Genomic DNA, 25,550 nt, shown 5'->3' with positions numbered 1-25,550 from the left:
CTTTCTATTCAAGCTCTTCTAAAGTGATTTGATCGTTCGTGTAGACACAGATTTCTCCGGCGGTTTCAAGAGCAGCCTTTGCAATATCTCTCGCTGTGAGGTGATCACCTGCATGTGTTTTGAGTGCTCTCCCGGCGCTAAGCGCATAATTGCCGCCTGAGCCGATGGCCAAAATACCGTCATCTGGTTCGATGACCTCTCCTGTCCCAGAGACAAGCAGGATGCTGTCTTTGTTCATAACGATCAGCATGGCCTCAAGCTGTCTGAGCATCTTGTCACTTCGCCATTCTTTCGCTAGTTCTACGGCTGCCCGCTTTAAGTTACCACCATATTCTTCAAGCTTCGTTTCAAACTTTTCAAAGAGTGTAAATGCATCTGCTACTGAACCTGCAAAACCTGCAAGCACCTTGCCTCCGAAAAGACGGCGCACTTTTTTTGCCGTGTGTTTCATCACGACAGCCTGCCCGAAAGTGACTTGACCGTCTCCAGCCATCGCACTTTTTCCTTTATGTTGAACGGCAAAGATGGTTGTTGCATGAAATGATGACATGAAAAAACCTCCTTTTAGGATCGTTTAAAAGCCCTTGGGTGATGAGACATGTATGTTTTCCTTAAAGAATCTTTTGATACATGCGTGTACACCTGAGTTGATGATAAATTCGAATGACCGAGAAGTTCTTGAACACTTCTCAAATCTGCCCCCTCATTTAAGAGGTGTGTGGCAAAGGTGTGCCTTAACATGTGAGGATGGATATGTAGTGTGCCTGACGCCTTTTTCATTAATTCAGTGAGAATGAATCGAACGCCTCTGTCTGTAAGAGGCGCCCCGCGCTGATTCAAAAACACATATGCATCAGCACGATCATTCCCCTTAGCTTCCAGCTTCTGCCTTCCATCCTCTAAATAAATGATGAGCGCTTCATGAGCATATGAACCGAAAGGAACATACCGCTGCTTGCTGCCTTTCCCATGAACAAGCACTGTATCCAACGATAAATCAAGATCAGATTCTTTTAATGAACATAACTCACTGACCCTCATACCTGTTGCATAAAGAAGTTCTAAAATCGCTTGGTTTCTTTGCCCAAGCGGTGTGCTGACATCAGAAACTGTAAAAAGCTCTTTAAGTTCCTCTTCATACAAAAATGAAGGAATTCGCTTATCCTGCTTTGGTAAGCTAACGAGTAAAAAAGGATTTTCTTTCACAAGCTGTTCTCTTAATAGAAATTTATAAAAGCTGCGAAGCGCAGAGACTTTCTTACTAATCGTTCTTCTTGTCAGGCCTTTTTCATAAGCTTCTGTTAAATAAATTCTCGTATCTTGATAGGATACCTCTTCAAAACCGTCTATTCCTTGAATGTTCATAAATCTGACAAACTCTTCAATTGCTTCTGTATATCCTGAGATTGTTAAAGCAGAATAGTTTTTTTCAATTTGCAGATATTCAATGAATAAGTGGACAAGACGCTGTTTATTCGTCATTTTTACACCTCTTTAAGGCTTTTAAATGGTATCACATATCTTGCTTTCCGTGCAATGTTTTACTACAGAGATTTCGAAATAGTTTGAATAGTTTCGATTGCGCGCTTAGCGTACTCTGCATAACGCTCTTGTTTGTTTTTAATCCGAACACCAAGATCTTTCAGCAAGCCAAAGTTCGCATTCATCGGCTGGAAGCTTTTCTTGTTTGTCGATGTGATGTAATAAGCCATGCTGCCGATCGCCGTTTCCTCCGGAAGTGTCACAAGCTCTTCTCCTTTGACAAAACGAGCGGCGTTAATTCCAGCCACTAGTCCGGAAGCTGCGGACTCGACATAGCCTTCAACGCCTGTCATTTGTCCGGCAAAGAATAGATCCTCTCTATTTTTAAACTGATACGTTGGTTTTAAAAGACTTGGTGAGTTAATAAATGTATTGCGGTGCATTACGCCGTATCGAACGATTTCTGCTTCTTCAAGACCTGGAATCAAGCGGAATACTTCCTTTTGGTCGCCCCACTTCAGATGTGTCTGGAAGCCGACGATGTTATATAAAGTACCTGCTGCATCATCTTGTCTTAATTGAACAACAGCGTAAGGTCTTTTTCCTGTTTTCGGATCTTCAAGTCCTACTGGCTTCATCGGACCAAACAGCATCGTTTTCTTTCCTCTTTTCGCCATGACTTCAATTGGCATACAGCCTTCAAAGAAGATTTCTTTTTCGAACTCTTTTAATGGCACAGTTTCAGCAGAAATGAGCGCCTCATAAAAACGATCAAATTCCTCTTCTGTCATTGGACAGTTTAAATAAGCGGCTTCTCCTTTGTCATAGCGTGATTTCAAGTACACCTTATCCATATCAATGCTATCTTTCTCTAGAATAGGTGCCGCTGCATCGTAGAAGTACAGATACTCTTCACCCGTTAACGATTTTAATTCTTTTGAAAGTGCTTCAGATGTAAGCGGGCCCGTTGCAATAATTGTCGGACCTTCAGGAATGCTTTGCACTTCTTCTTGAAAAACCGTCACATTCGGATGATTTTTCACGCGATCGGTAACGTTTGCTGCAAATTCATGACGATCTACTGCAAGCGCTCCGCCAGCAGGGACTGAGCTTTCGTCTGCTGCTGCGATAATCGCTGAATCTAAATGACGCATTTCTTCCTTTAATACACCGACCGCATTCGTCAAAGCGTTGGCACGCAGTGAATTACTGCATACAAGCTCTGCAAATTTATCTGTATGGTGAGCTGGCGTTTGTTTGACAGGTCTCATTTCATACAAGTTGACTTTAATTCCGCGTTTGGCAATTTGCCATGCCGCTTCACTTCCGGCTAAACCTGCTCCGATCACATTTACAAATTGACTCATTGTACAACTCTCCTATTTCGTAAGTTCTGTTTGATGACATAAAAAAGCAGGTGAACAAGGCTGTTCACCGCTATTTTTGTTGTTCCTCTTTATAATCACAGTTCACACATTGAACTTGAATGCCTTTTTTCAGCTTTTTCTCTACAAGCATATTTTCGCATTTTGGACACTTTCTTTCAATTGGTTTGTCCCAAGAGACGAATTCACACTCTGGAAAACGATCACAGCCATAAAAAATGCGGCGCTTCTTAGATTTTCGTTCAACAATGTTTCCTTCATGACAAGTCGGGCATTTCACACCAATATCTTTGACAATTGGTTTTGTGTTACGGCAGTCAGGAAAGTTAGAGCAAGCCATGAACTTACCGTATCGACCCATTTTGTACACCATCGGATGTCCGCACTCTTCACAGTCGACTCCGGCGTATTCAGGCTCAATCTCAACTTCTTGCATCTCTGCTTCTGCTTTTTCTACCCGTTTTGCAAAGTCTTGATAGAAGCTGTCGATAATGCGAACCCATTCGATCGTACCTTCTTCAACGCTATCAAGTTCTTTTTCCATTTTCGCTGTGAATTCCACGTTAATGATTTCAGGGAAGAATTCAATGATTAAGTTAAGAACAATTTCCCCAAGCTCTGTTGGGATAAACCGTTTATTATCAAGTGCGACATAGCCGCGCTTTTGAATCGTATCTAATGTTGGTGCATAAGTAGACGGACGGCCTATACCCAGTTCTTCAAGTGTTTTGACAAGTCTTGCCTCAGTGTAGCGCGGAGGCGGCTGCGTGAAGTGCTGTTCAGGTTCGATATCTTTTGAAAGAACCGTATCACCTTCTTTAAGATCAGGCAGCATTTTGTCCTTTTCTTCTAACTGGTCGTCCTTCCCTTCTACATATACCTTCATGAATCCAGGGAATTTCACTTTGCTCCCGTTAGCACGGAATGTAAGCCCGTTATTGTCAAGGTCTACACTCATTGTATCAAGAACAGCCGGCGCCATTTGGCTTGCCACGAATCGTTCCCAAATCAATTTATACAGACGCAGCTGATCTCGGCTTAAGACATGTTTGACATCTGCTGGTTTTCTTAGCGTAGAAGTCGGCCTGATGGCTTCGTGAGCATCTTGTGCATTTTCGTTCTTTTTAGCGGTTCGTTTTGTTGTATTTAAGAAATTCTTACCGTACGTCTGATCAATGAAAGCAGATACTTCTTCAATCGCCGTATTGGAAATACGTGTTGAGTCCGTTCTCATATATGTAATGAGTCCGACTGTACCTTCTTTACCAAGATCTATTCCTTCATATAATTGCTGTGCAATCATCATCGTCTTTTTCGCACGGAAGTTTAATTTTCTTGCAGCCTCCTGCTGTAAAGTAGAGGTTGTAAACGGAACAGCTGGGTTGCGTTTACGCTCTTTTTTCGTCACTTTCTCTACAGAGAATTTGCTCCCTTTTAGTTTCGAAAGGATTTCTTTTACATCTTCTTTTGTTTTCAGTGGATGCTTTTTGCCATTGACGCCAAAGAAGCTCGCTTCGAAGCTTTCTTTTCCTTTTAGGAATGTACCGTCAATTGTCCAGTATTCTTCTGGTTTAAATTCATTAATTTCATTCTCACGATCAATAATCAGGCGGAGTGCAACTGATTGAACACGACCGGCACTTAAGCCTTTTTTCACTTTCTTCCATAAAATCGGACTGATTTTATACCCGACGAGACGATCTAAGATCCGTCTTGCCTGCTGTGCATCAACTAAATCCATGTTGATCATACGTGGATGCTTAAAGGAATCTTTAATGGCATCTTTTGTAATCTCATTAAAGACAACGCGGCAGTCAGAAGAGAGGTCAAGGTCAAGGCTATGCGCTAAATGCCAAGCAATCGCTTCTCCCTCTCTATCGGGGTCAGCTGCGAGATAGACTTTCTTTGCTTTTTTCGCAGCTGTTTTTAATTCTTTTAAAACGGGGCCTTTCCCGCGAATCGTAATATATCTCGGTTCGAAGTCATGCTCAGTGTCAACACCAAGCTGACTTTTCGGTAAATCCCTTATGTGCCCCATTGAAGCCTTTACTTTATACTTTTTACCTAAATAACGCTCAATCGTTTTCGCCTTGGCTGGCGACTCAACGATGACTAAATAATCAGCCATACTCAAAATCCCCCTTAAGAGGTGTTCTCTCTTTATACATTTCACAATTCATATTTATGTTAATTGCACTTATCTAACAGGCAATCATTAAAAATTCTTTATGATGAACATCATTATAAACACGAAAAACAAAGTGTAAACTTAAATCCTCACTATTATTAAATATTCCTATGTCTTTTGTCAAACGATATTTTTATGAGAGTTCAGTATATTGAACGCTGCGGAAGGAGAATTCCTCTAAAATATCCTTCGTTGAATGAACAAGCTTTGCTCCCTGCTGTATAAGTCTGGCTGGTCCTGTGGAATTAGGATCAAAGATAGATCCTGCGACCGCAAATACCTCTTTGCCTTGCTCAAGTGCTTGATACGCGGTAATGAGCGAACCGCTCTTTTCTTTGCACTGAATCACGATGGTTCCACTTGTCAGCGCACTAATTAAACGATTCCTCATTGGAAAATGCCACTTTTCTGGTTTCACATAAGGCGGGTGCTCGGATAAAAGCAAATGATGCTCTCCCATGTATTGAGCCATTTGCACATGTTCCTTTGGGTATAAGTGCTGAAATCCGCCTGCTATAATACCGATGGTTTTCCCTTTATTCCGAATGCACTCTTTATGTGAAAGTCCATCAATTCCTTTTGCTAAGCCACTGACAATCGTCCAATCTTCCTTTACAAGCTCACCAACAATTTTCTTCACACATGCTTCTCCATAAGACGATGGAACTCGTGTGCCTACTACACCTAAACTTTTTTCTTCATTTAAATATGATATGTTTCCTTTTAGGAATAACACAGGGGGAGGATCATAAATATGTTTTAGTGTGCTGGGATATAAGGGTGATGTGATGGGTATCATGTGAATGTTTTGCTTTAAATAGGCTTGAACGATGTGTTGAAAAATGGGGAATTCATTTTCTTCGGCTTGTTTTAAGCGGGTAAAGTCGATCGTTTGTAATGATCGATCCTGTTTGAAATGTTGTGTTTCTTCATTTATATATAGCTCAGGATCGACTTTCCACCATTTTGTTAACAAAGAGGGTGAGATGAGGCCTTTTAAGCGGTGAAAAATCATTCTTTCGGACACGTTGTACATACCATTCCTCCAGTTTAAGATAGAAAGAAGAAGACTTGTCAAAGAACAAGTCTTCTTGTGTCATTAATGCGTTTTACAAGCTTCGAAGAGATTCTTCTCTTTTAACACTTTAATCAATGTTTCTCCCATGACAGATGGTGTCTCTGCCACTTCAATTCCACATTCACGCATTGTTTTTACTTTTTCATCAGCTGTTCCTTTACCACCAGAAATAATGGCACCAGCATGTCCCATGCGTTTTCCTGGAGGCGCCGTTTTACCGCCAATAAAGCCAACGACTGGCTTTGTCATATTTGCTTTTACCCATTCAGCTGCTTCTTCTTCAGCCGTACCGCCGATTTCACCGATCATAATCACAGCATGTGTATCAGGGTCTTCATTGAATGCTTTTAATACATCAATAAAGTTCGTCCCATTGACAGGGTCTCCGCCGATTCCTACAGCTGTCGATTGACCAACGCCAGCTTCTGAAAGCTGATGTACCGCTTCATATGTAAGCGTTCCAGAACGAGAAACAACACCCACATGACCTTTTTTATGAATGTAGCCAGGCATGATCCCAATCTTACATTCTTCAGGTGTAATGACACCTGGGCAGTTAGGGCCAACAAGTCTTGTCTTTTTCCCTTCCATATACCGTTTCACTTTGACCATGTCAAGCACTGGAATATGTTCTGTGATACAAATGACTAGATCGACTTCTGCATCAACAGCCTCTAAAATGGCATCTGCTGCAAATGGTGCTGGTACATAGATAACAGAAGCATTTGCTCCAGTTGTTTGAACAGCTTCAGATACAGTATTAAATACAGGAACTCCTTCTACTTCAGTTCCACCTTTTCCAGGTGTGACACCGCCAACAATATTTGTTCCGTACTCAATCATTTGTTTTGTATGGAACAATGCGGTTGAACCGGTAATCCCCTGAACAATTACTCTCGTATTTTTATTAATAAATACACTCATTTAGGTTCCCTGCCTTTCTGCTCTACTTGACTAAAGATACAATCTTTTCTGCCCCGTCAGCCATAGACTCAGCAGAAGTGATATTTAAGCCTGAATCACTCAGGATTTTCTTCCCTAATTCAACGTTTGTTCCTTCAAGACGTACAACGAGTGGTAATGTTAAGCCGACTTGTTTCGTCGCTTCAACGACACCTTCTGCAATGACATCACATTTCATGATACCGCCAAAAATGTTCACGAAAATCCCTTTTACATTTTGATCAGATAAGATGATTTTAAATGCTTCCGTTACTTTTTCAGCTGTTGCACCGCCCCCAACATCCAGGAAGTTTGCAGGGTCACCGCCGTAATGCTTGATGATATCCATTGTAGACATCGCAAGACCTGCACCATTGACCATACAGCCAATATTTCCATCTAGAGAAATGTAGCTTAGATCATATTTAGATGCTTCAATTTCTTTTGGATCCTCTTCATCAAGGTCACGGTATTCTAATATATCTTTTTGTCTATATAAAGCATTGCTATCAAAGTTTAATTTCGCATCAAGTGCCATGACTTTTCCATCGCCTGTTACAACAAGTGGATTAATCTCAGCAATTGAACAATCTTTTTCAATAAACGCATTGTAAAGACTTGTCATAAACTTAACAGCTTGGCCAACTAATTTTGTTGGAATATTAATTTTAAACGCTACTTCTCTTGCCTGATAGCCTTGCAAGCCAATCGCTGGGTCGATGACCACTTTGACGATTTTCTCTGGCGTTTTTTCTGCTACTTCTTCAATTTCAGTACCGCCTTCTTCAGAAGCCATCAATACAATTCTTGATGTCGCTCTGTCCAAAACAAGTCCAACGTAGTACTCCTTTTGAATATCGCAGCCTTCTTCAATAAGTAAGCGTTTTATTTCGCGCCCTTCAGGCCCAGTTTGATGTGTGACAAGTGTTTTACCGAGCAATTCCTCTGCAAACCCTTTCACTTCATCTTTTGTTTTTGCAATTTTTACCCCGCCTGCTTTACCACGGCCGCCTGCATGAATCTGTGCTTTTACGACATATACAGAGCTTTCTAGCTCTTCTGATGCTTTCACTGCTTCATCAGGTGTAAATGCTACTTTACCATTTGGAACTGAAACCCCATATTTTCTTAGGATTTCTTTTCCTTGGTACTCATGGATATTCATTTCCCATCCTCCCAACATATGTAGAAACAAAAATTATAAAATAGACTGCGCTTTCATTTTAAAGAATAAAAAAGAGAATGTCTAGGGTTCTATGTAAAATCGTAAAATCCTTCTAAACATTCAAACTTTTATTTTATTAAAAATATAAATTTTTCAGCCAAATCACTTATTTTACCTTATTTTTTCATTTTTTGATCTAATCTATAAATAAACGAAAATATTTCTGCTACAGTATCGTATAACGCTTCAGGGATCTCCTCATCCAGCGTTAAGTGGCGCATGAGTTCGACTAAATTACGGTCTTCTTGGATAGGAACTCCCGACTTTTTTGCTTCTTCAATGATATGGTCTGCCACATAGCCGCTCCCTGTTGCGACGACTTTTGGCGCCTTTTGTTTTTCTTCATCATAATGTAGAGCGACCGCCCTTCTAAGCGGTTTTGAATCCTTCATACTCGTAAGTCCAGCCCTTTCTCGCTGATTTTATGAAAGTGTTCATCTAGAAAGTGAGACGGATCTACTGGCTCTTGTCTCTTCTTTGCTGTAATTCCCGTTAAACTGTATCCTAAGGCATTTAAATTCTCCCGAACAGCTGGAATCATCGGATTAATGGTTCCTTGAAGTTCATGACCGGTTTCAACTGTAATTGCCATGACCTTTTGCTGAATCGTACAGTCGATTAATGTCTCTTCGAGGTTTTCCATGTTTAAGTAAAACATGAGACGGCACTGAGAAATATCAATAGAGCCATCTTTTTTCTTATGTCCTTTTAGAATAAAGGTTAAATCTTGAACACTATGTTTTGAAAAGAGCGGATAAGAGACCATCATTTGGCTGATGGTTTGGTTCTCCTGCTGCACAAATAACTGCCCGTTCAATCTATGAAACAATTGATCGACTTCTTTTTTTACGGGCTCTGGTAAATCAGCCTGCCTCACATCATTTAAGACGAGCTTTAATTGGTGAAGCTCCTGACTTTTTACATCCTGGCTGCCTTTTTCGAGTAGTTTCAGCATACCGATTTCATCTCGTACACCTATTGCCTTTTTCATCGTCATGAGTAAATCGAGCACATCGGTTTTATTGCTTAATGCGGGTTCCGTCTGCTGCACCACCTGAGCCAATGCTTTCGCCTCTGTTTTTGACAGGAACGGAAATTCTTTTTGAAGCACGGATGCTTTTGCGTCAGGCTGAGATCCTGCCTGCTGAAGCCCTTGCAGCAATGACGTGAGCTGTTTTAAGCTAGGCTCTTGCTGCCCATCTGCACCTTGCTTCGTCAAACTTGCCATTATCCGCTCAATTTGCTGAAGCGGGATTTGCAGCTCTTTTGGACTTGTTGACTGCTGCACGTTAGATTGAAGAACTTGGGTCGTCTGACGCTCTTGAGCGATTGGAGCTTGGCTATTTTCTTTTGGCTGAGACAGATTGGGCTGAGGCGTTACAGATAGACTGCCTCCTTGCTTCGCCGCCCCTTCTCTCGCTGCTAGAAGGACCGATAAGAGCTTTTCTGCATGGACGGTCGTCTCAGCATCTATGACTGATCGAATGGCTTGTGTAAGGGCCTGTGTGGCGTCTGAGTGCTTCGGGAGCTGTGTTAATCGTTCTAGCAACGCTGTCATATCCTGATGAAGAGCAGAGGATGATTTCACGGCTAAAATTGATTGAAGCACTCCTTCCTGGATCGGCAAGTCTTTCTTTAAAGCAAATAGGAGTGCCTGAAGACCTTTTTTCACATCAGCTCCTTGAAGCTGTTCGATCCACTTCACTGCCGTTTTTAACTCTGCTTCGTTGATAACGGATTTTTCTTTTAAAAAAGCTGTGGCTGTTAGGATGTTTTCAAGTCCGTTTTTAAGTGAGAGACCTTCTAATAGTTTGGCAGCTGCATCCTTTAATGTCTTAGGGTCTTGATCAAATTGCTGTACTGGCCTTAGTTTATTGAGGCTGCCTCCACCCTCTTGTTCAAATTGGAACCAATAAAATGCGTCTGCTTTGAGCTGAGCCGCTAGCTGTGCTTTTATTTTTGTTGAGCCTATTTGAACAAGGGCTGTATCATCTCCAAGCATTTTCAGTACTTTACCGAGAATCAGCCGATGCACATTTTCCTTTCCTTCGGTGTTTAATGGAACAGATTCTGCCGCACTTAACCGGCTATTCAGTGCTGTATGTATGTCCTCAACTCTTGTCATCACAGGCAGCCTCCTTGGTCAAAAATTTATGATATAACGGATTTCACTGGCGCAAACGATAATCGATGGATTGGGACAGCTCCATGTGTTAGAATGGCAGCCAGATGCTCTTTTGTTCCGTACCCTTTATGTTTTTCAAATTGATACTCAGGGTACTTACGCCCGTATTCTTCCATCATCTGATCCCTTGTCACTTTTGCAATACATGCACCTGCTGCGATGGACGCACTTTTTGCATCTCCTTTGATGATATTCTCTTGGTGAATAGGAAGCGGGAGCGTCATGGCATCTATGAGTAGATAATCAGGTGTATGAGTTAACTGCTCCACAGCTCTCACCATCGCCAGTCTTGATGCCTCGTAAATATTGATTTCATCAATCGTAGCCGCATCAACAATGCCGATTCCGATATCAAGTGCTTCTTTTTGGATCAGGTCATAATACGCCAATCTTTTTTTCTCAGATAATTGCTTTGAGTCGTTTAAACCGAGCAGGGCTGTGTCTTCCTTTAATATAACAGCTGCTGCGACTACAGGGCCTGCCAGCGGTCCTCTTCCTGCTTCATCTATTCCAGCAATACATGTGTATCCCTGCGCCTTAGCTTTGTTTTCAAATTGCAGCATTTCATTCCATGCTGCACGAAGTTGCTGCTGCTTTTCTCTCTCTTTGTGCCACTTCTCTATCAGTTTTTGGACACTTTTTCTCGTATCATCTTTTACAAGCTCACGAATGTATGACTCGTCTTGCGAATGCTTTTCTATCAGTTCTTTTATTTGTTTCACCGTGTACATCAGCTTTTCGTCAGCCTCCTTCTTTATATCGGCAGTTTTCCGCAAAAAATAAAGACCCGCATGAGCTGCGTGTCTTTTAGCTTTCAGGCTTCTCAAAAGTGAGGGGACCAAATTTTTCTGTTCGAATATCCCGAATAATGATTTCGGTGGTTTTGTCGTAATTAATAAATCCACCGCTCATGAGACAGCCGCGCTTTGTACCTATTGCATCAAACAGCTCAACCGTATCTTCAGGGATCTCCGCCAGGTCATAGCGTTTTTTTAATCGCTCTGGATAGTTCTCTTCTAGAAAGCGAAGTCCATACACAGCGACATCCTGTAAGTTGATGATAGAATCTTTGATCGCTCCAGTCACCGCTAGCCTGAGTCCTACTTGCTCATCTTCAAACTTAGGCCAGAGGATTCCAGGTGTATCAAGCAGTTCAAGTTCTTTCCCTACCTTCACCCATTGCTGTGAGGTGGTAATACCAGGCCGGTCTCCTGTTTTGGCAATGTTCTTTTTCGCTAAACGATTGATTAAGGTCGATTTCCCGACGTTGGGAATCCCGATAATCAGCGCCCGGATTGCACGCGGTTTGACACCTTTTGCTTTCATGCGGTCGAATTTTTCTTTTAAGATTTCTTTTGAAGTTGTGATGATCTGATTTAACCCTTGTCCATCGACAGAGTTAATGGCAAGTGACCGAACGCCTTGCTGCTCAAAGTGCGCCTGCCACTCCTTTGTCATACGAGGATCGGCTTTATCTGCTTTGTTTAATAGCATGATTTTGGGTTTGTTCTGAAGGATTTCTTCGATCATTGGGTTTCTAGAGGACATCGGAATTCTAGCATCGGTTAATTCAAATACGATGTCGATGAGCTTTAATTTTTCTGTGACTTCACGTCTTGCTTTTGCCATATGGCCTGGAAACCATTGAATCGTCATATGTGCACCTTCTCTTCTATCGATTATCTCTATACATTGTACAAAAAAAGAGCCTGTTACAGGTAACAAGCTCTTTCCTTTGATATCATTATCGTCTGATTTCTTTGATACGAGCCGCTTTACCGCGAAGTTCACGTAGGTAGTAAAGTTTCGCACGACGTACCTTACCGTGACGTACAACTTCGATCTTAGCGATTTTTGGTGTGTGTACAGGGAATGTACGCTCAACGCCTACACCGTAAGAAATCTTACGAACTGTGAAAGTTTCGCTGATTCCACCACCACGACGCTTAATTACAACACCTTCAAAGATCTGGATACGCTCACGAGTACCCTCGACAACTTTAACGTGTACACGTAAAGTGTCACCAGGACGGAACGCAGGAAGATCAGTGCGTAATTGTTCTTTTGTGATTTCTTCAATCAAATGTTGCATCGTTTTCAACTCCTTCCAACAGATGCTCATGTCCTCTTTCTTCATTGCAGCGGAACATCGTTTTCAAACTTGAATCGGCAAGCCGTCCAAGTCACAAGTAGTATCATACCATACCTCTATGCAGTGTGCAATACAATCTAGTCATTATGAAGCTGCCAAAGCCATCTTTTTTCTTCATCTGTTAACGTTTTGCATGAATCGATCAAATCTGGCCGTCTTGTATAGGTTCTCTTCAAGGATTCTTTGCGCCGCCACTCTTCAATTTTTGCATGATTTCCAGAGAGGAGCACATCCGGCACTTTTAGTCCTTTATAATCGGCAGGTCTTGTATAGTGCGGGTGCTCTAGCAGACCTGTACTAAATGAATCTTCAATGTGAGACGCTTCTTTTCCAAGCACATGAGGCAAAAGCCTGACCACACTGTCTGCAATCATCATCGCTGGCAGTTCTCCGCCTGTGAGAACGAAATCCCCAATTGAGATTTCATCTGTGACAAGATGCTCCCTGATGCGCTCATCGTAGCCTTCATAATGGCCGCAAATGAACATAAGGTGTTCTTCTTTTGCAAGTTCCTCTGCCTTCTTTTGTGTATATCTTTCCCCTTGAGGACAGACAAGAATGACTCGGGGCTTCTTGCTTGCTTTCTTCGTCAAATCTTCTACCGCATCGAATACGGGCTGTGCTTTCAGTACCATACCAGCACCGCCGCCATACGGATAGTCATCCACTGTTTTATGCTTATGATCCGAGTACTCTCTAAAATTGACAACATTGAATGAGACAGCTTCTTTCTCCTGTGCCTTTTTTAAGATCGATGAGTGAAGCACACCTTCGAACATTTCAGGAAAAAGCGTTAAAAAGTCGATTTTCATTCGTCAATGAGTCCTTCCATCACTTCAATGTGTACGGTTTTGGATGAGATATCGATCTTTTTGACAACAGATGGGATATAAGGAATCAGGGCATCTTTTTTGCCTTTTCTTCCAACCACCCAGACATCATTTGCCCCTGGTGTTAAAATCTCCTTGATTTGGCCGACAAGCTGATCCTCTTCATCGTATACTTCACAGCCAATGATTTGATGGAAATAAAATTCTCCTTCGCCCAAAGACCCGAGATGTTCTTTTTCTACTTTTAAAATAGATTCTTTCAACTGCTCTGCTTCATTTAAGGAGCTAATTTCTTCAAATGTGAGCAAATCAAACTGCTTATGCTGCCTATGTGATGCGACAGTGACTTTTAGCGGCTCCCCTTGACCTTGCTTAAAAATATAGAGGACGCTTCCTTTTTTGTAACGCTCTTCTGGGAAATCTGTCTTTGACACGACGCGTACTTCTCCGCGGACTCCGTGTGTATTGACAATCTTTCCAACATTCAACCATTCTCGTTCCATGTTCTCAATCACCCCTGACGTATTTCCACAATGGTGCCGTCTTTCACGACGATGACATTATCTTGCATCTTGTCATCCCATTTATCACCTATTTTCACTTCAACCAGCGCATCCACTTCTGTCTCTTTCATTTCACTTCCAAGCGGCAAAATATGCAGCTGCTCTACTTGAAAATCAATTTGCCGGATCTTCTCCTGGCGTTTATCGATGGCTTTTTGAAATTGAGGGATGGCTTCTTGCTGATGTGGTTCTTTTTCATGTTTTTTCAGTTGAAAATATAGTTGATTGCATTCACGTTCTAGTCTTTCTTTTTTCTCCAAAAAAGTCGTTAACAGTTTGTCCTTACTGCTTTCAGTTAATACTTGCATGACGGTGACATGTTGAATGATCTGCATCTTCCTTTTTGTCCCCCTATCCGAAGGCATTTGTCCTCTACAGTATAACGAAAAATAGATTTAAACGTGTAAAAAAAGGGGAGGTCCTAAGCCCTCTCCCTTTTTAGTCAGCAATCTCAAGTTGAACTTTCTTAGAAGACTCTGCACTTGCTGCAAACATGACTGTTCGTATCGCTTTTGCTGTACGTCCCTGCTTTCCGATCACTTTTCCGGTATCTTCAGCATTGACAGACAGTGTGTAAATCACTTGCTCATCTTTTTCTAATGAAGATACGTGAATATCTTCAGGGAAATCAACAAGTGGCTCGACGATGGACACAATCAATTCTTCCAAGGACAGCTCATTCATTATTTGCTGTTTTTCGCATTATGAAATTTTTCAAGAATTCCTTGGCTTGAGAAAAGGTTGCGAACTGTATCAGATGGTTTCGCACCATTTTGAAGCCATTTAAGCGCTAATTCTTCGTTGATTTTCACCTCAGCTGGTGATAACACTGGATTGTATGTTCCAACTGTTTCGATGAAACGACCGTCACGTGGTGAACGAGAATCTGCTACAACAATACGATAGAAAGGAGATCTTTTTGATCCCATACGTTTTAAACGAATTTTTACTGCCATTTTACTAGCACCTCCGAAAATATTTCAACAAGATAGTATATTAACAATGATAAAAGGGTTTGTAAAGTGTTTTTTCTTAACAACGGTTTTATCATGTATAACCAATTACATAAATGGTAATTTAAAGCCTTTTTTCTTCCCTTTGGACATGTTGGTCATTTGCTTCATCATCTTTTTCATTTCGTCAAATTGCTTTAAAAGGCGATTGACTTCCTGTACAGATGTTCCGCTTCCTTTTGCAATCCGTTTTCTTCGGCTTGCATTGATGACCTCTGGCTGTTCTTTTTCCTCGGTCGTCATTGATTTAATGATCGCTTCGATGTGATTGAGCTGCTTTTCGTCTACTTGGACGTTTTTGAGCCCTTTCATTTTACCGGCTCCCGGCATCATTTGGATCAATTCATCAAGTGGACCCATATTACGAACTTGCCCAAGCTGCTCGAGGAAATCATCGAGCGTAAAGCTCATGGTCCGCATTTTTTGTTCAAGCTCTTTCGCTTTATCTTGGTCAACGTTTGCCTGTGCTTTTTCAATAAGTGTAAGCACATCTCCCATGCCAAGAATTCTTGATGCCATCCGCTCCGGGTGGAATGGTTCAATCGCATCCAGCTTTTCTCCTAGTGCGGCGAATTTAATCGGCGTATTGGTGACAGCTCGAATGGAAAGTGCTGCCCCGCCTCGTGTATCCCCGTCTAGTTTCGTTAGAACGACACCTGTTAAACCAAGCTGTTCATTAAAGCTTTTTGCTACATTGACAGCATCTTGACCTGTCATAGAGTCAACAACAAGGAAAATTTCTTCTGGACTCGCTACTTCTTTTACTTTCTGAAGTTCATCCATCAATTCTTCATCGATATGAAGGCGTCCTGCTGTATCTAAAATGACATAATCGTGGTGTTCTTCTTTCGCTTTTTCGATTGCCTGTTTGGCAATGTCGACAGGACTGACTTGATCACCTAATGAAAACACAGGCATATCAAGCTGTTTCCCCAGCGTTTGAAGCTGCTGGATCGCTGCTGGTCTGTAAATATCTGCAGCCACCATCATCGGCTTGCGATTATGTTTTTTGCGAAGTAAATTGGCAAGCTTCCCAGTTGTGGTTGTTTTACCTGCCCCTTGAAGACCAACCATCATAATGACTGTCGGAGATTTTTTCGCTACAGCGATTTTACTCTCTTCCCCACCCATTAATTCAGTGAGTTCTTCTTTTACAACTTTAATGACCTGTTGTCCAGGGGTAAGGCTTTTCATCACCTCTTGTCCAACTGCCCGCTCGCTTACTTTTTTCACAAAGTCTTTGACTACTTTAAAATTGACGTCAGCTTCAAGAAGGGCAAGGCGTACCTCGCGCATCATTTCTTTTACATCTTGCTCTGACACTTTTCCTTTGCCGCGGATTTTTGAAATCGTCTGCTGCAGTCGGTCGGCTAATCCTTCAAATGCCATACTGTGCCGCCTCCTAATCTAATTTCTCAAGCGATTCAATTAAAGCTTCTGCTTCTTCCGTCTGAGCGGAATCTGCTACAAGCTCTCTCATTTTTTTGAGAAGTTCTTTACGCTCTTTAAATTTCTTAAACAAGAGCAGCTTTTCTTCATATTGTTCAAGCATCGCTTCAGTCCGTTTAATATTATCATAAACAGCCTGTCTTGATACTTCATATTCATCCGCAATTTCACCGAGGGAAAAATCGTCTAGGTAGTAAAGCGACATGTAGCTCTTTTGCTTTGCGGTTAACAACGATTGATAGAAGTCAAACAAGTAGTTCATTCTCGTTGTTTTTTCAAGCGTCATGGGCTCTCTCCCCTTTGTTAAGTTCATTCCCTTTACATCAACTAAGTTTACACGGTTCTCTACTGTGTGTCAAGTTTTTATCTTGTCACTTCATGAAGCGGTGTATAAATAAAAATGCCAGCAGTTTTTGCCGGCATTTTTGTTAGTCCTCTTGATCAATGACGTCTGAGAATAATCCATACACATACGATTCTGCATCGAACTCTTGCAGATCGTCTACCTTTTCACCTAAACCGACAAGCTTCACGGGGATGTTCAGCTCATTGCGAATTGCAAGGACAATTCCGCCTTTTGCAGTACCGTCAAGCTTTGTTAAAGCAATTCCTGTCACATTCGTCGCTTTAGAAAATTCCTTCGCTTGTGCCATCGCATTTTGACCGGTTGTTGCATCAAGAGCGAGCAGTACTTCATGAGGTGCATCTGGAACCTCACGTTCAATGACTCTCTTGACCTTCTCCAGCTCTTTCATCAAGTTGACTTTGTTTTGCAGTCGTCCTGCTGTATCACAGATGAGTACATCTGCATTTTTCGCTTTTGCTGATTGAACGGCATCATAGATCACCGCTGCTGGGTCAGAGCCAGCCGTCTGTTTGACAACAGGGACACCTGAACGCTCTCCCCATACTTCAAGCTGCTCAATTGCACCGGCACGGAACGTATCACCTGCTGCTAAAATGACGGATTTCCCTTCATTTTTCAGCTTATTCGCAAGTTTGCCGATAGTCGTTGTTTTCCCAACGCCATTGACACCTACAAATAAAATGATATTTAATCGGCCGTCTTCGATGTTCAGCGCAGAGATTTGTTCCTCTCCGCTATTGTAGATTTCAACCAGTTTTTCAGAGATGACCGATTGTACTTCACTTGGGTCTTGAATGTTTCTTAATTTCACTTCTTTTTTCAGCTCATCAATCAGTTCCATCACCGTTGTGAAACCGACATCAGCGCCAATCAGAACCTCTTCTAATTCTTCAAAAAAGTCTTCATCGACTTTACGGTAGCGTGAAATTAGTTCGTTTACTCTTCCTTGAAAGGAGTTTCTCGTTTTTTCAAGTCCATCTTTAAACTTTTCTGATACTGAATCAGTTTGCTGCGTAAATTTTTCTTTTAATTTCTTAAAAAAGCTCATTTGGTTCAAAAACCTCCTTTAATTACTGGACAAGCTCTTTCGTTTCTTCTAGTTTGACGGATACAAGCTTTGAAACGCCTGACTCCTGCATCGTAACGCCGTAGAGCACATCTGCTTCTTCCATTGTTCCTTTACGGTGCGTAATGACAATGAACTGTGTTTCCTGGCTGTATTTCTTTAAATATTGCGCAAAGCGGAAAACATTTGCTTCATCAAGCGCCGCTTCTACCTCATCTAACACGCAGAATGGAACAGGTCTGACTTTTAAAATAGAGAATAGTAAAGCAATCGCTGTTAATGCTCTCTCTCCGCCTGAAAGCAGGCTTAAGTTTTGCAGCTTTTTCCCTGGCGGCTGCGCGACAATATCAACGCCAGAGTTTAATAAATCGTTTGGATCTGTCAGCTTAAGATCTGCTCTTCCGCCGCCAAATAATGCTTGGAAAACTAATTCAAAATGCCCGCGGATTTGCGAGAATGTTTCAGAGAAGCGCTTTGTCATCTCTTGATCCATTTCTTCGATGACTTGGAATAATGTATTTTTCGCTTCTGTCAGATCGTTTCGCTGTTCTGTTAAAAAGAGATATCGTTCATTTACTCGTTCATACTCATCAATGCTGCCTAAGTTCACTGTTCCTAGCTCTTCAATGGCTAATTTGATCAGCTTCACTCGTTTTCTTGCTTCATCTGGTGATAACGTCAGATGATACATCTCTTTTGCCCCTTCAAACGAAAGGGCATACTCTTCGTTCAAATAAGCGATGAGGTTGTCGAGCTCAACTTCCATACGGCCAAGCTTAATCTCTTCATCTTTTAAGCTTGTGGTGAGCTGCTTGTAAAGACGCTTTTGTTCTTTCAATTCACGTTCAGCAAATTCTAACGTTTCAGAAAGAGCCAGGCGCTGTTTACGACGCTCTGAAATAAGTGCGGTTGTTTTGTTTTTGTTTTCCAGTTTCTCTTTCGCCGCTTCTTCCAGCTGTTCTGCTCCGCTTGAGCTAGACGTCATTTCACTTGTTAAGAGTGACAGGTCTTCTTTTGTTTCCATCAGCGTTTGTTCAGCCTCTTCTAATTCGGCCATTAAGCTCGAAAGCTTTTCTTGTTCATTCGCTAAGGACTGCTCTTTTTTGGCAAGCGAGATTTTCAGCTCGGTTAATTCGGCAGAAATGGTTTCTTTCGTTGAGCTTTGAGTCTGCTTACGCTTTGTTAATGTATTGATCTCTTGATCAAGCGTGGTCAGTTTCTCCCCTATTGAAACTTCAAGGGCTGCCTGCGTTTTGTCCTTATCTGTAAGTTCAGTAGAACGCTGCTGCAATTCTTCTTTTTCTTGATCATAGAGTTCAAGGTGAGCATTAATATTTTTTTCGGCTACTTGCAGTTCGTATAGCTTCCCTTTGAGCTCTTGCTGCTTTTCTCGAAGGGTTTCTCCGCGTTGACGCAGTTCGTTTAATTGGCTTTCGTTTACTGCAATCAATTGCTTCGTTTCTTTTGTTTCTTTTTCAAGGATCGTTGTTTTTTCTTCCATTTCAACGAGCTGCTTTGTTAATGTTTCGATCTCCCGGTTTCTTGAAAGAAGGGAGTTGTTCTTTTTCTTTACACCGCCACCGGTCATTGAACCGCCGGGGTTCACGACATCTCCATCAAGGGTCACGATGCGATAACGATGACCAAGCATTTTTGCCAGTTCATTGGCGCCTTTTAAGTCTCTAACGATAAGTACCGTTCCAAGCAAGTTCTGTATGACTTTTTGATACTTTTCATCAAAGGAAACAAGGTGACTTGCTACACCGATAAATGCAGCATGCTGCTCAGCTGTTTGGACGTCCCTATGCTGAATGGTTCGTTCTTTGATCACATTCATTGGCAGGAAGGTCGCACGTCCAAAGGAGTGCTGCTTTAAGTATGCAATTGCTTGTCTCGCAGCTGCTTCATTTTCTGTGACTACGTGCTGCGTTGCTGCGCCTAGCGCGATTTCAATCGCTGTCTCATGCTGCTGATCTGTTTGAATCAGCTCTGCAATGGCACCGTGAATACCGCCTACACGATCTTTTGCCTTTAAGACCTCTTTCACTCCTTGGAAAAAGCCTGAAAAGTCTTCCTGCATGGATTCTAGCATCTCTTTTTTCGATCTTGCCTGCTGCACATATTGATAGGCTTGGTAAAGAGCCGTTTCTTTTTTCTCGTATTGACGTTTCATTTGCTCAAGCTTTTGTTCCGCTTCCCTAAAGCGCTTGACCTGACCCAGTATGTCTTCTTCAAGTGCGGAAAGCTGCTGCTCAGCTTCTATTTTCTTTTCTTTGACAGACACACGTTCTTCGATGTGTTTTTGGTTGTTTTGCGTGAGCCGCTCCAGCTGCATGGCCGCTTGGCGCTGCTGTTCTTCTAGTAATTTACGTTCATTGCGGATGGTAGCCTGTTCATTAAGCAGATCAAAATAATCGCTTTTTAGCTGTTCAATTTGACCTTCCACATCTTCACTATGGAGCGACAGTTGATGCTGCTTTGTTTTCACTTCATCTTTTAGCTGTTGCACTTCTTTTTGAAGGCTGTCCCGCGTGATTTTCTGCTGCTGAATCTTTTCGGTTAACTGCGTCTGCTTTTCAGTTAAGCGAATGAGCGTTTCTTCTAGCTGTCCTTGGTTTGCAGCTGCATTTTTTTTCCGTTCTTTTAATACTTCTTTTTTTCCTTCAAGCTTTTCTAATTCCTCACTTGTGAAAAGAAGAACTTCTTGCAGATCATTAATTGATTCGTCAAGCGCTTGAATGCGGTCTCTTGACTCTTCAATTTTGGCTTCTTTTGCTTGAATATCTGTGGACTGCTTCATTTCATCTTGTTTGAAGCGCTCGACAGCTTCACCAAGTGTTGTCCATTTTTCATGAAGTGCTTCGATGTCATGGACAGTTAAGGCAATTTCGACATTTTCAAGCTCTTCTTTTTTTTGCAAATAGTCCTTTGCAATAGATGCCTGCATTCTTAATGGTTCTACTTGATCTTCTAGTTCATGCAGAATATCTTCTACTCGGTTTAAGTTGTCCTGCGTTTCAAACAGTTTATTCTCGGCTTTTTTCTTTCTTGTTTTATATTTCAAAACACCAGCCGCTTCTTCAAAGATGCTTCTCCTCTCTTCTGCCTTGCTTGATAGAATTTCCTCTACCTTTCCTTGGCTGATGATTGAAAAAGCTTCCTTTCCAAGACCTGAATCCATGAAAAGGTCAATAATATCCTTCAAGCGGACAGATTGATTGTTTATGAGAAATTCACTTTCTCCTGAACGATAGACTCTTCTTGTCACACTGACTTCGTGAAAATCGATCGGTAAAAAGTGATCTTCGTTATCTAATGTTAAAGTCACCTCTGCTAGATTGACTCTTTTTCTTGAGTCGCTTCCTGCAAAAATGATGTCTTCCATTTTTCCTCCGCGGAGGCTTTTCGCTGATTGTTCTCCAAGTACCCAGCGGATGGCATCGGTAATATTACTTTTGCCGCTTCCGTTTGGTCCAACAACAGCTGTGACCCCTTTGACAAAGTCCACGGTCACTCGCTGTGCAAAAGATTTGAATCCTATCACGTCTAAACGTTTGAGGAACATGAGAGTGATCCTCCTTATGTATTTAAAGTACTATCATCTTACCATATGAAGTGAAAAAAGATGATGGAAAACAGAGTGAAATCCCCCTGAATGACGAGGGGGATTTTATTGGTTCATATGATGTTTCTGCAATTTAGCAAGTGCTTCCTGTGCAGCATGCTGTTCTGCTTCTTTTTTAGAGCGGCCATTTCCAATTCCGAGCACTTCTCCGCGCAGGGATACATTTGCTTCAAATTCCCGGTTATGTGCTGGTCCTTTTTCATGAAGGATGTGGTATTCCAGTACACCTTTTCCATCGCGCTGAACGAATTCTTGCAGCTGGCTTTTAAAGTCCATGACATGCGAGAACGCTCCATCGTTAATTTTCGGATAGACATAGGCTTCTAGGAATCGTTCCACTGGCACCAGCCCCTGATCTAAATAAAGTGCGCCGATAAACGCCTCGAATACGTCCGCTAAGAGTGCTGGTCGTTTTCTCCCGCCTGTCATTTCTTCGCCTTTTCCTAAAAGAACAAGGTCACCGAAGGACAGCTCATGTGCCAGAGACACAAGTGACGGTTCACATACGATTGCCGCTCTTAGTTTCGTTAAATCTCCCTCGCTCATCGCGGGATATTTCGCAAATAAGAATTGAGAGATCGTCAATTCTAAAACAGCATCTCCTAGAAATTCAAGTCTTTCATTATCCTCGTATGGCTTTTTCCGGTGTTCATTCACATAAGAGGAATGCGTAAAGGCTTGATATAGAAGTTTTTCATTTTGAAAGTGTACAGAAATGCGCTGCTGGAACTCTCTAAATTGCTCTAGTTTTTTGCTCTGTTTCTGTTTGTCTTTATAGTGTTTTGGCATAGCAACCTCCAGGTAGGCTTAATCGCCTTTAAGGATACTGATTATATGGAGTCTCTCTTTCTACATGCAAGGAAACATTGCTCCTTAGCATCTGAAAAAGGCTGACAATTGATCAGCTGAATGTGTTGAAACTAACATAAATTTTCAAAGTCCCGTCATGAAAATAGACGGGACTTTGTTACGCTTATTGCTGGCTATTTATGTAGTTCACAGCGTCACCGACTGTTGCAATTTTTTCAGCATCTTCGTCAGAAATTTCCATATCGAACTCATCTTCAAGTTCCATAACTAGCTCAACTACATCAAGGGAATCAGCGCCTAAATCTTCTTTAAATGAAGCTTCCATTTTCACGTCAGCCTCATCAACGCCAAGGCGGTCTACAATAATTTTTGATACACGCTCTAATACGTCTGCCATTGCCTTTCACCTCCCCTCAAAGTATTATAGTTGATTCGTTTTTAAAAAACTAGAGAAAACCTAATGAAATTTTGATATTTCTTAGGACATAACCATTCCGCCATCTACTTGGATGGTTTGGCCTGTAATATAACCTGCTCCTTCTGAAGCTAAAAAGACAACGACGTTGCTAATATCTTCAGGTGCACCAAAGCGTGCAAGCGGGATTTGTTTGAGCATTTCAGACTGCACATTCTCATCAAGCTTGTCTGTCATATCTGTCGAAATAAAGCCTGGTGCTACTGCATTGACTGTAATATGACGGGTTGCCAGCTCTTTTGCTGTTGTTTTCGTTAATCCGATGACACCAGCTTTTGCTGCAACGTAGTTTGCTTGTCCAGGGTTTCCACATACGCCAACTACTGAAGCCAAGTTGATGATTCTTCCGCTGCGCTGTTTCATCATTTGACGTGTCACGGCTTTTGTACAGTTAAAGACCCCTTTTAAGTTTATGTTAATGACGTCATCCCATTCATTTTCTTTCATTCTCATGAGCAGGTTGTCCTTTGTGATCCCTGCATTATTGACAAGAATGTCAATTGAACCAAATGTGTCAATCGCTTGTTTCATGAGCGCTTGTACTTCTTCAGCATTTGAAACATCAGCTTTAACGGCAAATGCCTGCTGGCCAAGTGCTTTGATTTCGTCTACGACTTCATTTGCTTTTGCTTCGTTTCCAGAATAGTTGACGACAACATTTGCACCATTCTTCGCTAAATCGATCGCGATGGAACGGCCAATCCCGCGTGATGCACCTGTTACAACGGCTGTTTTATTTGTAAGCATCAAGAATCCTCCTTCAATGTTTGAATAGCTGCTTCAATTGTTTCCTGATCTGAAACAGAAATGGTTGTCAGGCGGCGATTGACCTTTTTCACAAGGCCTGAAAGTACTTTGCCCGGACCAATTTCAATAAACGTTGTCACGCCTAAATCAATGAGGCGTTCCACACTTTCTTCAAATCGAACAGGAGAATACAATTGTTCAATGAGCTTTGTCTCAATAGCATCACGAGATGTGACGATGTCTGCTGTTACATTTGAGATCACTGGTGTTTTGGCATCCGAAATGTTTAGCTTTGACAGAACATCTGTGAATTTTTCAGCGGCTGGTTTCATTAAGGCAGAATGGAAAGGTCCGCTCACTTCAAGGGCAATCGCACGTTTTGCGCCTTTTTCTTTCGCTTTCTCTGAAGCTAGTTCTACACCTTTTGCTGTACCAGAGATGACGATTTGACCAGGACAGTTTAGGTTAGCGAGTTCTACAAGGTGACCGCTCTCTGTCACTTCTTTTGTCAATTCTAGAAGCGCCGCTTGATCTAAGCCAAGAATCGCTGCCATGGCGCCTTCTCCTGCTGGAACAGCTTCGTTCATTAATTCGCCGCGCTTTCTTACTGCATAGACAGCATCTTGAAACGAAAGTGCGCCTGCTGCAACGAGGGCCGTATATTCACCAAGGCTATGTCCTGCTGCGTAATCTGCTTTGATTCCGCTCTCTTCAAATTTCTTTAAGATGGCGATACTTGTCGTTAAAAGAGCTGGCTGCGCATTATAAGTGAGCGTCAATTCTTCTGCATCTCCTTCAAAAATCATCGAAGATAAGTCAAAACCGAGGGTCTTGTCTGCTTCTTCAAATACAGCTTTAGATACTGCTTCTTGGTCAAATAAATCTTTTCCCATGCCAATTTTTTGAGAGCCTTGGCCAGGGAATAAAAATGCAATTTTAGTCATGCTGCTTTACCTCCATTAAGACTCGTTCGTGGTTTCTTTTTGGACTTCTTGATGAATGATGGCTGAAACGTCTTTTTCTACGATATCACGTGCCTGACGAATTGCATGAAAAATGGCGTTTTCATCAGAGGAGCCGTGTGCTTTAATGACAGGTGCCTTTAAACCAAATAAAGCGGCCCCGCCATATTCGGAGTAATCCATTTTAGACTTCATCTGCATCAATTTCGGCTTCATCATGCCAGCTGCTATTTTTGCTGTGAAGCTGGATGTTAATGTTTCTTTCAGCATTTTAAATACAGAAAGGGCTGTGCCTTCAATCGTTTTCAGGGCGATATTTCCTGTGAAACCATCTGTGACAACAACATCAGCAACACCTTCTAGTAAATCACGAGACTCCACATTCCCTACGAAATTCAAGTCTGATGCTTTTAATAATTCAAAGGTTTTTTTCGTGAGATCGTTGCCTTTTTTATCTTCTGTTCCTACATTTAACAATCCAACGCGCGGATTGCTCTTTGGAAAGACACGCTCTGCGTAGATTGATCCCATCATGGCATATTGCATTAGGTGTTCTGGTTTCGCATCAACGTTTGCGCCGACATCCAGTAATAAAAACCCGCTGCCATCAAGTGTTGGCAGTGTTGGAGCAAGTGCCGGTCTGTCTATGCCATCAATTCTTCCTACAATAAACAGTCCTGCTGTCATGAGAGCTCCAGTATTTCCTGCTGAGATGCAGGCATCTGCACGTCCCTCGGATACTTCCTGCGCCATTTTCACCATAGATGAATCCTTTTTACGTCTAACTGCACGCACTGGTTCATCTGTCGGTTCAATGACTTCTTTTGCATCTAAAATCGTGATGCGCTCCTTATTTGTTATGTATGGTTTGATTTTGTTTTCATCGCCGACAAGTGTAATCTCGATATCTGAAAATGCCGTTAAGCTTTTTTGCACACCGTCAATAATGGCTTTAGGGGCATGGTCTCCCCCCATTGCATCGACTGCAATTCTCATATTACGTGCC

General features: G+C 41.9%; 26 protein-coding genes. All 26 read right to left on the bottom strand.

From position 1 onward, the window contains the following. Positions 1-4 precede the first annotated feature (4 nt). Positions 5-550: an ATP-dependent protease subunit HslV gene (hslV, locus tag GKC25_RS07500; RefSeq protein WP_003211247.1), complete on the bottom strand. Its 546-nt coding sequence runs from the start codon at positions 548-550 to the stop codon at positions 5-7. Between the two features lie 14 nt (positions 551-564). Continuing rightward, positions 565-1,482, bottom strand: a complete 918-nt coding sequence (gene xerC, locus GKC25_RS07495) for a tyrosine recombinase XerC (protein ID WP_342689642.1) — start codon at positions 1,480-1,482, stop codon at positions 565-567. A 62-nt stretch (positions 1,483-1,544) separates the two neighbouring features. Further along, a complete protein-coding gene (gene trmFO, locus GKC25_RS07490; protein WP_034662383.1) occupies positions 1,545-2,849 on the bottom strand; it encodes an FADH(2)-oxidizing methylenetetrahydrofolate--tRNA-(uracil(54)-C(5))-methyltransferase TrmFO in 1,305 nt (434 codons plus the stop codon). A gap of 70 nt (positions 2,850-2,919) precedes the next feature. After that, complete coding sequence (topA, locus tag GKC25_RS07485) at positions 2,920-4,995, bottom strand: type I DNA topoisomerase (protein ID WP_060596250.1); 2,076 nt, start codon at positions 4,993-4,995, stop codon at positions 2,920-2,922. A 193-nt stretch (positions 4,996-5,188) separates the two neighbouring features. Further along, a complete protein-coding gene (gene dprA, locus GKC25_RS07480; protein WP_095285166.1) occupies positions 5,189-6,091 on the bottom strand; it encodes a DNA-processing protein DprA in 903 nt (300 codons plus the stop codon). 63 nt (positions 6,092-6,154) lie between these two features. Further along, positions 6,155-7,057: a succinate--CoA ligase subunit alpha gene (gene sucD, locus GKC25_RS07475; protein WP_003212080.1), complete on the bottom strand. Its 903-nt coding sequence runs from the start codon at positions 7,055-7,057 to the stop codon at positions 6,155-6,157. Between the two features lie 22 nt (positions 7,058-7,079). Then, positions 7,080-8,240: an ADP-forming succinate--CoA ligase subunit beta gene (sucC, locus tag GKC25_RS07470; protein WP_012009945.1), complete on the bottom strand. Its 1,161-nt coding sequence runs from the start codon at positions 8,238-8,240 to the stop codon at positions 7,080-7,082. A gap of 176 nt (positions 8,241-8,416) precedes the next feature. Then, entirely contained in the window at positions 8,417-8,692 is a 276-nt protein-coding gene (locus tag GKC25_RS07465) for a FlhB-like flagellar biosynthesis protein (protein ID WP_003211418.1), read from the bottom strand. Then, complete coding sequence (locus GKC25_RS07460) at positions 8,689-10,425, bottom strand: hypothetical protein (protein ID WP_034662394.1); 1,737 nt, start codon at positions 10,423-10,425, stop codon at positions 8,689-8,691. The genes GKC25_RS07465 and GKC25_RS07460 overlap by 4 nt, the downstream gene beginning before the upstream one ends. 26 nt (positions 10,426-10,451) lie before the next feature. Continuing rightward, entirely contained in the window at positions 10,452-11,216 is a 765-nt protein-coding gene (locus tag GKC25_RS07455; RefSeq protein WP_342689951.1) for a ribonuclease HII, read from the bottom strand. Positions 11,217-11,292: 76 nt separating this feature from the next. Beyond that, positions 11,293-12,141 carry a ribosome biogenesis GTPase YlqF gene (gene ylqF / locus GKC25_RS07450; RefSeq protein ID WP_034662400.1) on the bottom strand — a complete coding sequence of 283 codons (849 nt, stop codon included), beginning with the start codon at positions 12,139-12,141 and terminating at the stop codon, positions 11,293-11,295. A gap of 88 nt (positions 12,142-12,229) precedes the next feature. Beyond that, positions 12,230-12,577, bottom strand: a complete 348-nt coding sequence (rplS, locus tag GKC25_RS07445) for a 50S ribosomal protein L19 (protein ID WP_008354510.1) — start codon at positions 12,575-12,577, stop codon at positions 12,230-12,232. A gap of 137 nt (positions 12,578-12,714) precedes the next feature. Next, positions 12,715-13,449, bottom strand: coding sequence for a tRNA (guanosine(37)-N1)-methyltransferase TrmD (trmD, locus tag GKC25_RS07440; protein ID WP_034662403.1), 735 nt, complete (start codon positions 13,447-13,449; stop codon positions 12,715-12,717). After that, on the bottom strand, positions 13,446-13,970 hold the full coding sequence (gene rimM, locus GKC25_RS07435) for a ribosome maturation factor RimM (RefSeq protein WP_106049300.1): 525 nt from the start codon (positions 13,968-13,970) through the stop codon (positions 13,446-13,448). Before rimM ends, trmD begins: the two co-directional genes overlap by 4 nt. A gap of 8 nt (positions 13,971-13,978) precedes the next feature. Beyond that, entirely contained in the window at positions 13,979-14,365 is a 387-nt protein-coding gene (locus tag GKC25_RS07430) for a YlqD family protein (protein ID WP_024424191.1), read from the bottom strand. A gap of 103 nt (positions 14,366-14,468) precedes the next feature. After that, a complete protein-coding gene (locus tag GKC25_RS07425) occupies positions 14,469-14,714 on the bottom strand; it encodes a KH domain-containing protein (protein ID WP_012009937.1) in 246 nt (81 codons plus the stop codon). After that, a complete protein-coding gene (gene rpsP / locus GKC25_RS07420) occupies positions 14,714-14,986 on the bottom strand; it encodes a 30S ribosomal protein S16 (RefSeq protein WP_003212139.1) in 273 nt (90 codons plus the stop codon). The genes GKC25_RS07425 and rpsP overlap by 1 nt, the downstream gene beginning before the upstream one ends. Before the next feature lie 105 nt (positions 14,987-15,091). Then, positions 15,092-16,432 (bottom strand): signal recognition particle protein, encoded by a 1,341-nt coding sequence (gene ffh, locus GKC25_RS07415; RefSeq protein ID WP_066030917.1) that lies wholly within the window; start codon positions 16,430-16,432, stop codon positions 15,092-15,094. 13 nt (positions 16,433-16,445) lie between these two features. Further along, positions 16,446-16,778, bottom strand: coding sequence for a putative DNA-binding protein (locus tag GKC25_RS07410; protein ID WP_012009935.1), 333 nt, complete (start codon positions 16,776-16,778; stop codon positions 16,446-16,448). A gap of 142 nt (positions 16,779-16,920) precedes the next feature. Continuing rightward, the gene (gene ftsY / locus GKC25_RS07405) at positions 16,921-17,907 is read right to left on the bottom strand and encodes a signal recognition particle-docking protein FtsY (RefSeq protein ID WP_034662411.1); all 987 of its coding nucleotides are present in this window, start codon (positions 17,905-17,907) and stop codon (positions 16,921-16,923) included. Between the two features lie 22 nt (positions 17,908-17,929). Then, positions 17,930-21,490, bottom strand: a complete 3,561-nt coding sequence (gene smc / locus GKC25_RS07400) for a chromosome segregation protein SMC (RefSeq protein WP_187704498.1) — start codon at positions 21,488-21,490, stop codon at positions 17,930-17,932. A 105-nt stretch (positions 21,491-21,595) separates the two neighbouring features. Further along, positions 21,596-22,339, bottom strand: coding sequence for a ribonuclease III (rnc, locus tag GKC25_RS07395; protein ID WP_106041872.1), 744 nt, complete (start codon positions 22,337-22,339; stop codon positions 21,596-21,598). Positions 22,340-22,523: 184 nt separating this feature from the next. Further along, positions 22,524-22,757: an acyl carrier protein gene (gene acpP / locus GKC25_RS07390; RefSeq protein WP_003212028.1), complete on the bottom strand. Its 234-nt coding sequence runs from the start codon at positions 22,755-22,757 to the stop codon at positions 22,524-22,526. 81 nt (positions 22,758-22,838) lie between these two features. Continuing rightward, complete coding sequence (fabG, locus tag GKC25_RS07385) at positions 22,839-23,582, bottom strand: 3-oxoacyl-[acyl-carrier-protein] reductase (RefSeq protein WP_060596235.1); 744 nt, start codon at positions 23,580-23,582, stop codon at positions 22,839-22,841. Further along, positions 23,582-24,526, bottom strand: a complete 945-nt coding sequence (gene fabD, locus GKC25_RS07380; RefSeq protein WP_034662418.1) for an ACP S-malonyltransferase — start codon at positions 24,524-24,526, stop codon at positions 23,582-23,584. The genes fabG and fabD overlap by 1 nt, the downstream gene beginning before the upstream one ends. A gap of 15 nt (positions 24,527-24,541) precedes the next feature. Then, a complete protein-coding gene (gene plsX, locus GKC25_RS07375; protein ID WP_187704497.1) occupies positions 24,542-25,540 on the bottom strand; it encodes a phosphate acyltransferase PlsX in 999 nt (332 codons plus the stop codon). Positions 25,541-25,550: the final 10 nt, after the last annotated feature.

The organism is Bacillus pumilus (genome assembly GCF_038738535.1).
GTDB lineage: Bacteria > Bacillota > Bacilli > Bacillales > Bacillaceae > Bacillus.
Note: the sequence above shows the minus strand (reverse complement) of the source record. Positions and strands in the feature narration are given on the sequence as shown.

What these genes read in the sequence shown, in the direction of transcription:
- hslV (WP_003211247.1), bottom strand. Translation starts at nt 550, where the DNA reads ATGTCATCATTTCATGCAACAACCATCTTTGCCGTTCAACATAAAGGA.
- xerC (WP_342689642.1), bottom strand. Translation starts at nt 1,482, where the DNA reads ATGACGAATAAACAGCGTCTTGTCCACTTATTCATTGAATATCTGCAA.
- trmFO (WP_034662383.1), bottom strand. Translation starts at nt 2,849, where the DNA reads ATGAGTCAATTTGTAAATGTGATCGGAGCAGGTTTAGCCGGAAGTGAA.
- topA (WP_060596250.1), bottom strand. Translation starts at nt 4,995, where the DNA reads ATGGCTGATTATTTAGTCATCGTTGAGTCGCCAGCCAAGGCGAAAACG.
- dprA (WP_095285166.1), bottom strand. Translation starts at nt 6,091, where the DNA reads ATGTACAACGTGTCCGAAAGAATGATTTTTCACCGCTTAAAAGGCCTC.
- sucD (WP_003212080.1), bottom strand. Translation starts at nt 7,057, where the DNA reads ATGAGTGTATTTATTAATAAAAATACGAGAGTAATTGTTCAGGGGATT.
- sucC (WP_012009945.1), bottom strand. Translation starts at nt 8,240, where the DNA reads ATGAATATCCATGAGTACCAAGGAAAAGAAATCCTAAGAAAATATGGG.
- GKC25_RS07465 (WP_003211418.1), bottom strand. Translation starts at nt 8,692, where the DNA reads ATGAAGGATTCAAAACCGCTTAGAAGGGCGGTCGCTCTACATTATGAT.
- GKC25_RS07460 (WP_034662394.1), bottom strand. Translation starts at nt 10,425, where the DNA reads ATGACAAGAGTTGAGGACATACATACAGCACTGAATAGCCGGTTAAGT.
- GKC25_RS07455 (WP_342689951.1), bottom strand. Translation starts at nt 11,216, where the DNA reads ATGTACACGGTGAAACAAATAAAAGAACTGATAGAAAAGCATTCGCAA.
- ylqF (WP_034662400.1), bottom strand. Translation starts at nt 12,141, where the DNA reads ATGACGATTCAATGGTTTCCAGGCCATATGGCAAAAGCAAGACGTGAA.
- rplS (WP_008354510.1), bottom strand. Translation starts at nt 12,577, where the DNA reads ATGCAACATTTGATTGAAGAAATCACAAAAGAACAATTACGCACTGAT.
- trmD (WP_034662403.1), bottom strand. Translation starts at nt 13,449, where the DNA reads ATGAAAATCGACTTTTTAACGCTTTTTCCTGAAATGTTCGAAGGTGTG.
- rimM (WP_106049300.1), bottom strand. Translation starts at nt 13,970, where the DNA reads ATGGAACGAGAATGGTTGAATGTTGGAAAGATTGTCAATACACACGGA.
- GKC25_RS07430 (WP_024424191.1), bottom strand. Translation starts at nt 14,365, where the DNA reads ATGCAGATCATTCAACATGTCACCGTCATGCAAGTATTAACTGAAAGC.
- GKC25_RS07425 (WP_012009937.1), bottom strand. Translation starts at nt 14,714, where the DNA reads ATGAATGAGCTGTCCTTGGAAGAATTGATTGTGTCCATCGTCGAGCCA.
- rpsP (WP_003212139.1), bottom strand. Translation starts at nt 14,986, where the DNA reads ATGGCAGTAAAAATTCGTTTAAAACGTATGGGATCAAAAAGATCTCCT.
- ffh (WP_066030917.1), bottom strand. Translation starts at nt 16,432, where the DNA reads ATGGCATTTGAAGGATTAGCCGACCGACTGCAGCAGACGATTTCAAAA.
- GKC25_RS07410 (WP_012009935.1), bottom strand. Translation starts at nt 16,778, where the DNA reads ATGACGCTTGAAAAAACAACGAGAATGAACTACTTGTTTGACTTCTAT.
- ftsY (WP_034662411.1), bottom strand. Translation starts at nt 17,907, where the DNA reads ATGAGCTTTTTTAAGAAATTAAAAGAAAAATTTACGCAGCAAACTGAT.
- smc (WP_187704498.1), bottom strand. Translation starts at nt 21,490, where the DNA reads ATGTTCCTCAAACGTTTAGACGTGATAGGATTCAAATCTTTTGCACAG.
- rnc (WP_106041872.1), bottom strand. Translation starts at nt 22,339, where the DNA reads ATGCCAAAACACTATAAAGACAAACAGAAACAGAGCAAAAAACTAGAG.
- acpP (WP_003212028.1), bottom strand. Translation starts at nt 22,757, where the DNA reads ATGGCAGACGTATTAGAGCGTGTATCAAAAATTATTGTAGACCGCCTT.
- fabG (WP_060596235.1), bottom strand. Translation starts at nt 23,582, where the DNA reads ATGCTTACAAATAAAACAGCCGTTGTAACAGGTGCATCACGCGGGATT.
- fabD (WP_034662418.1), bottom strand. Translation starts at nt 24,526, where the DNA reads ATGACTAAAATTGCATTTTTATTCCCTGGCCAAGGCTCTCAAAAAATT.
- plsX (WP_187704497.1), bottom strand. Translation starts at nt 25,540, where the DNA reads ATGAGAATTGCAGTCGATGCAATGGGGGGAGACCATGCCCCTAAAGCC.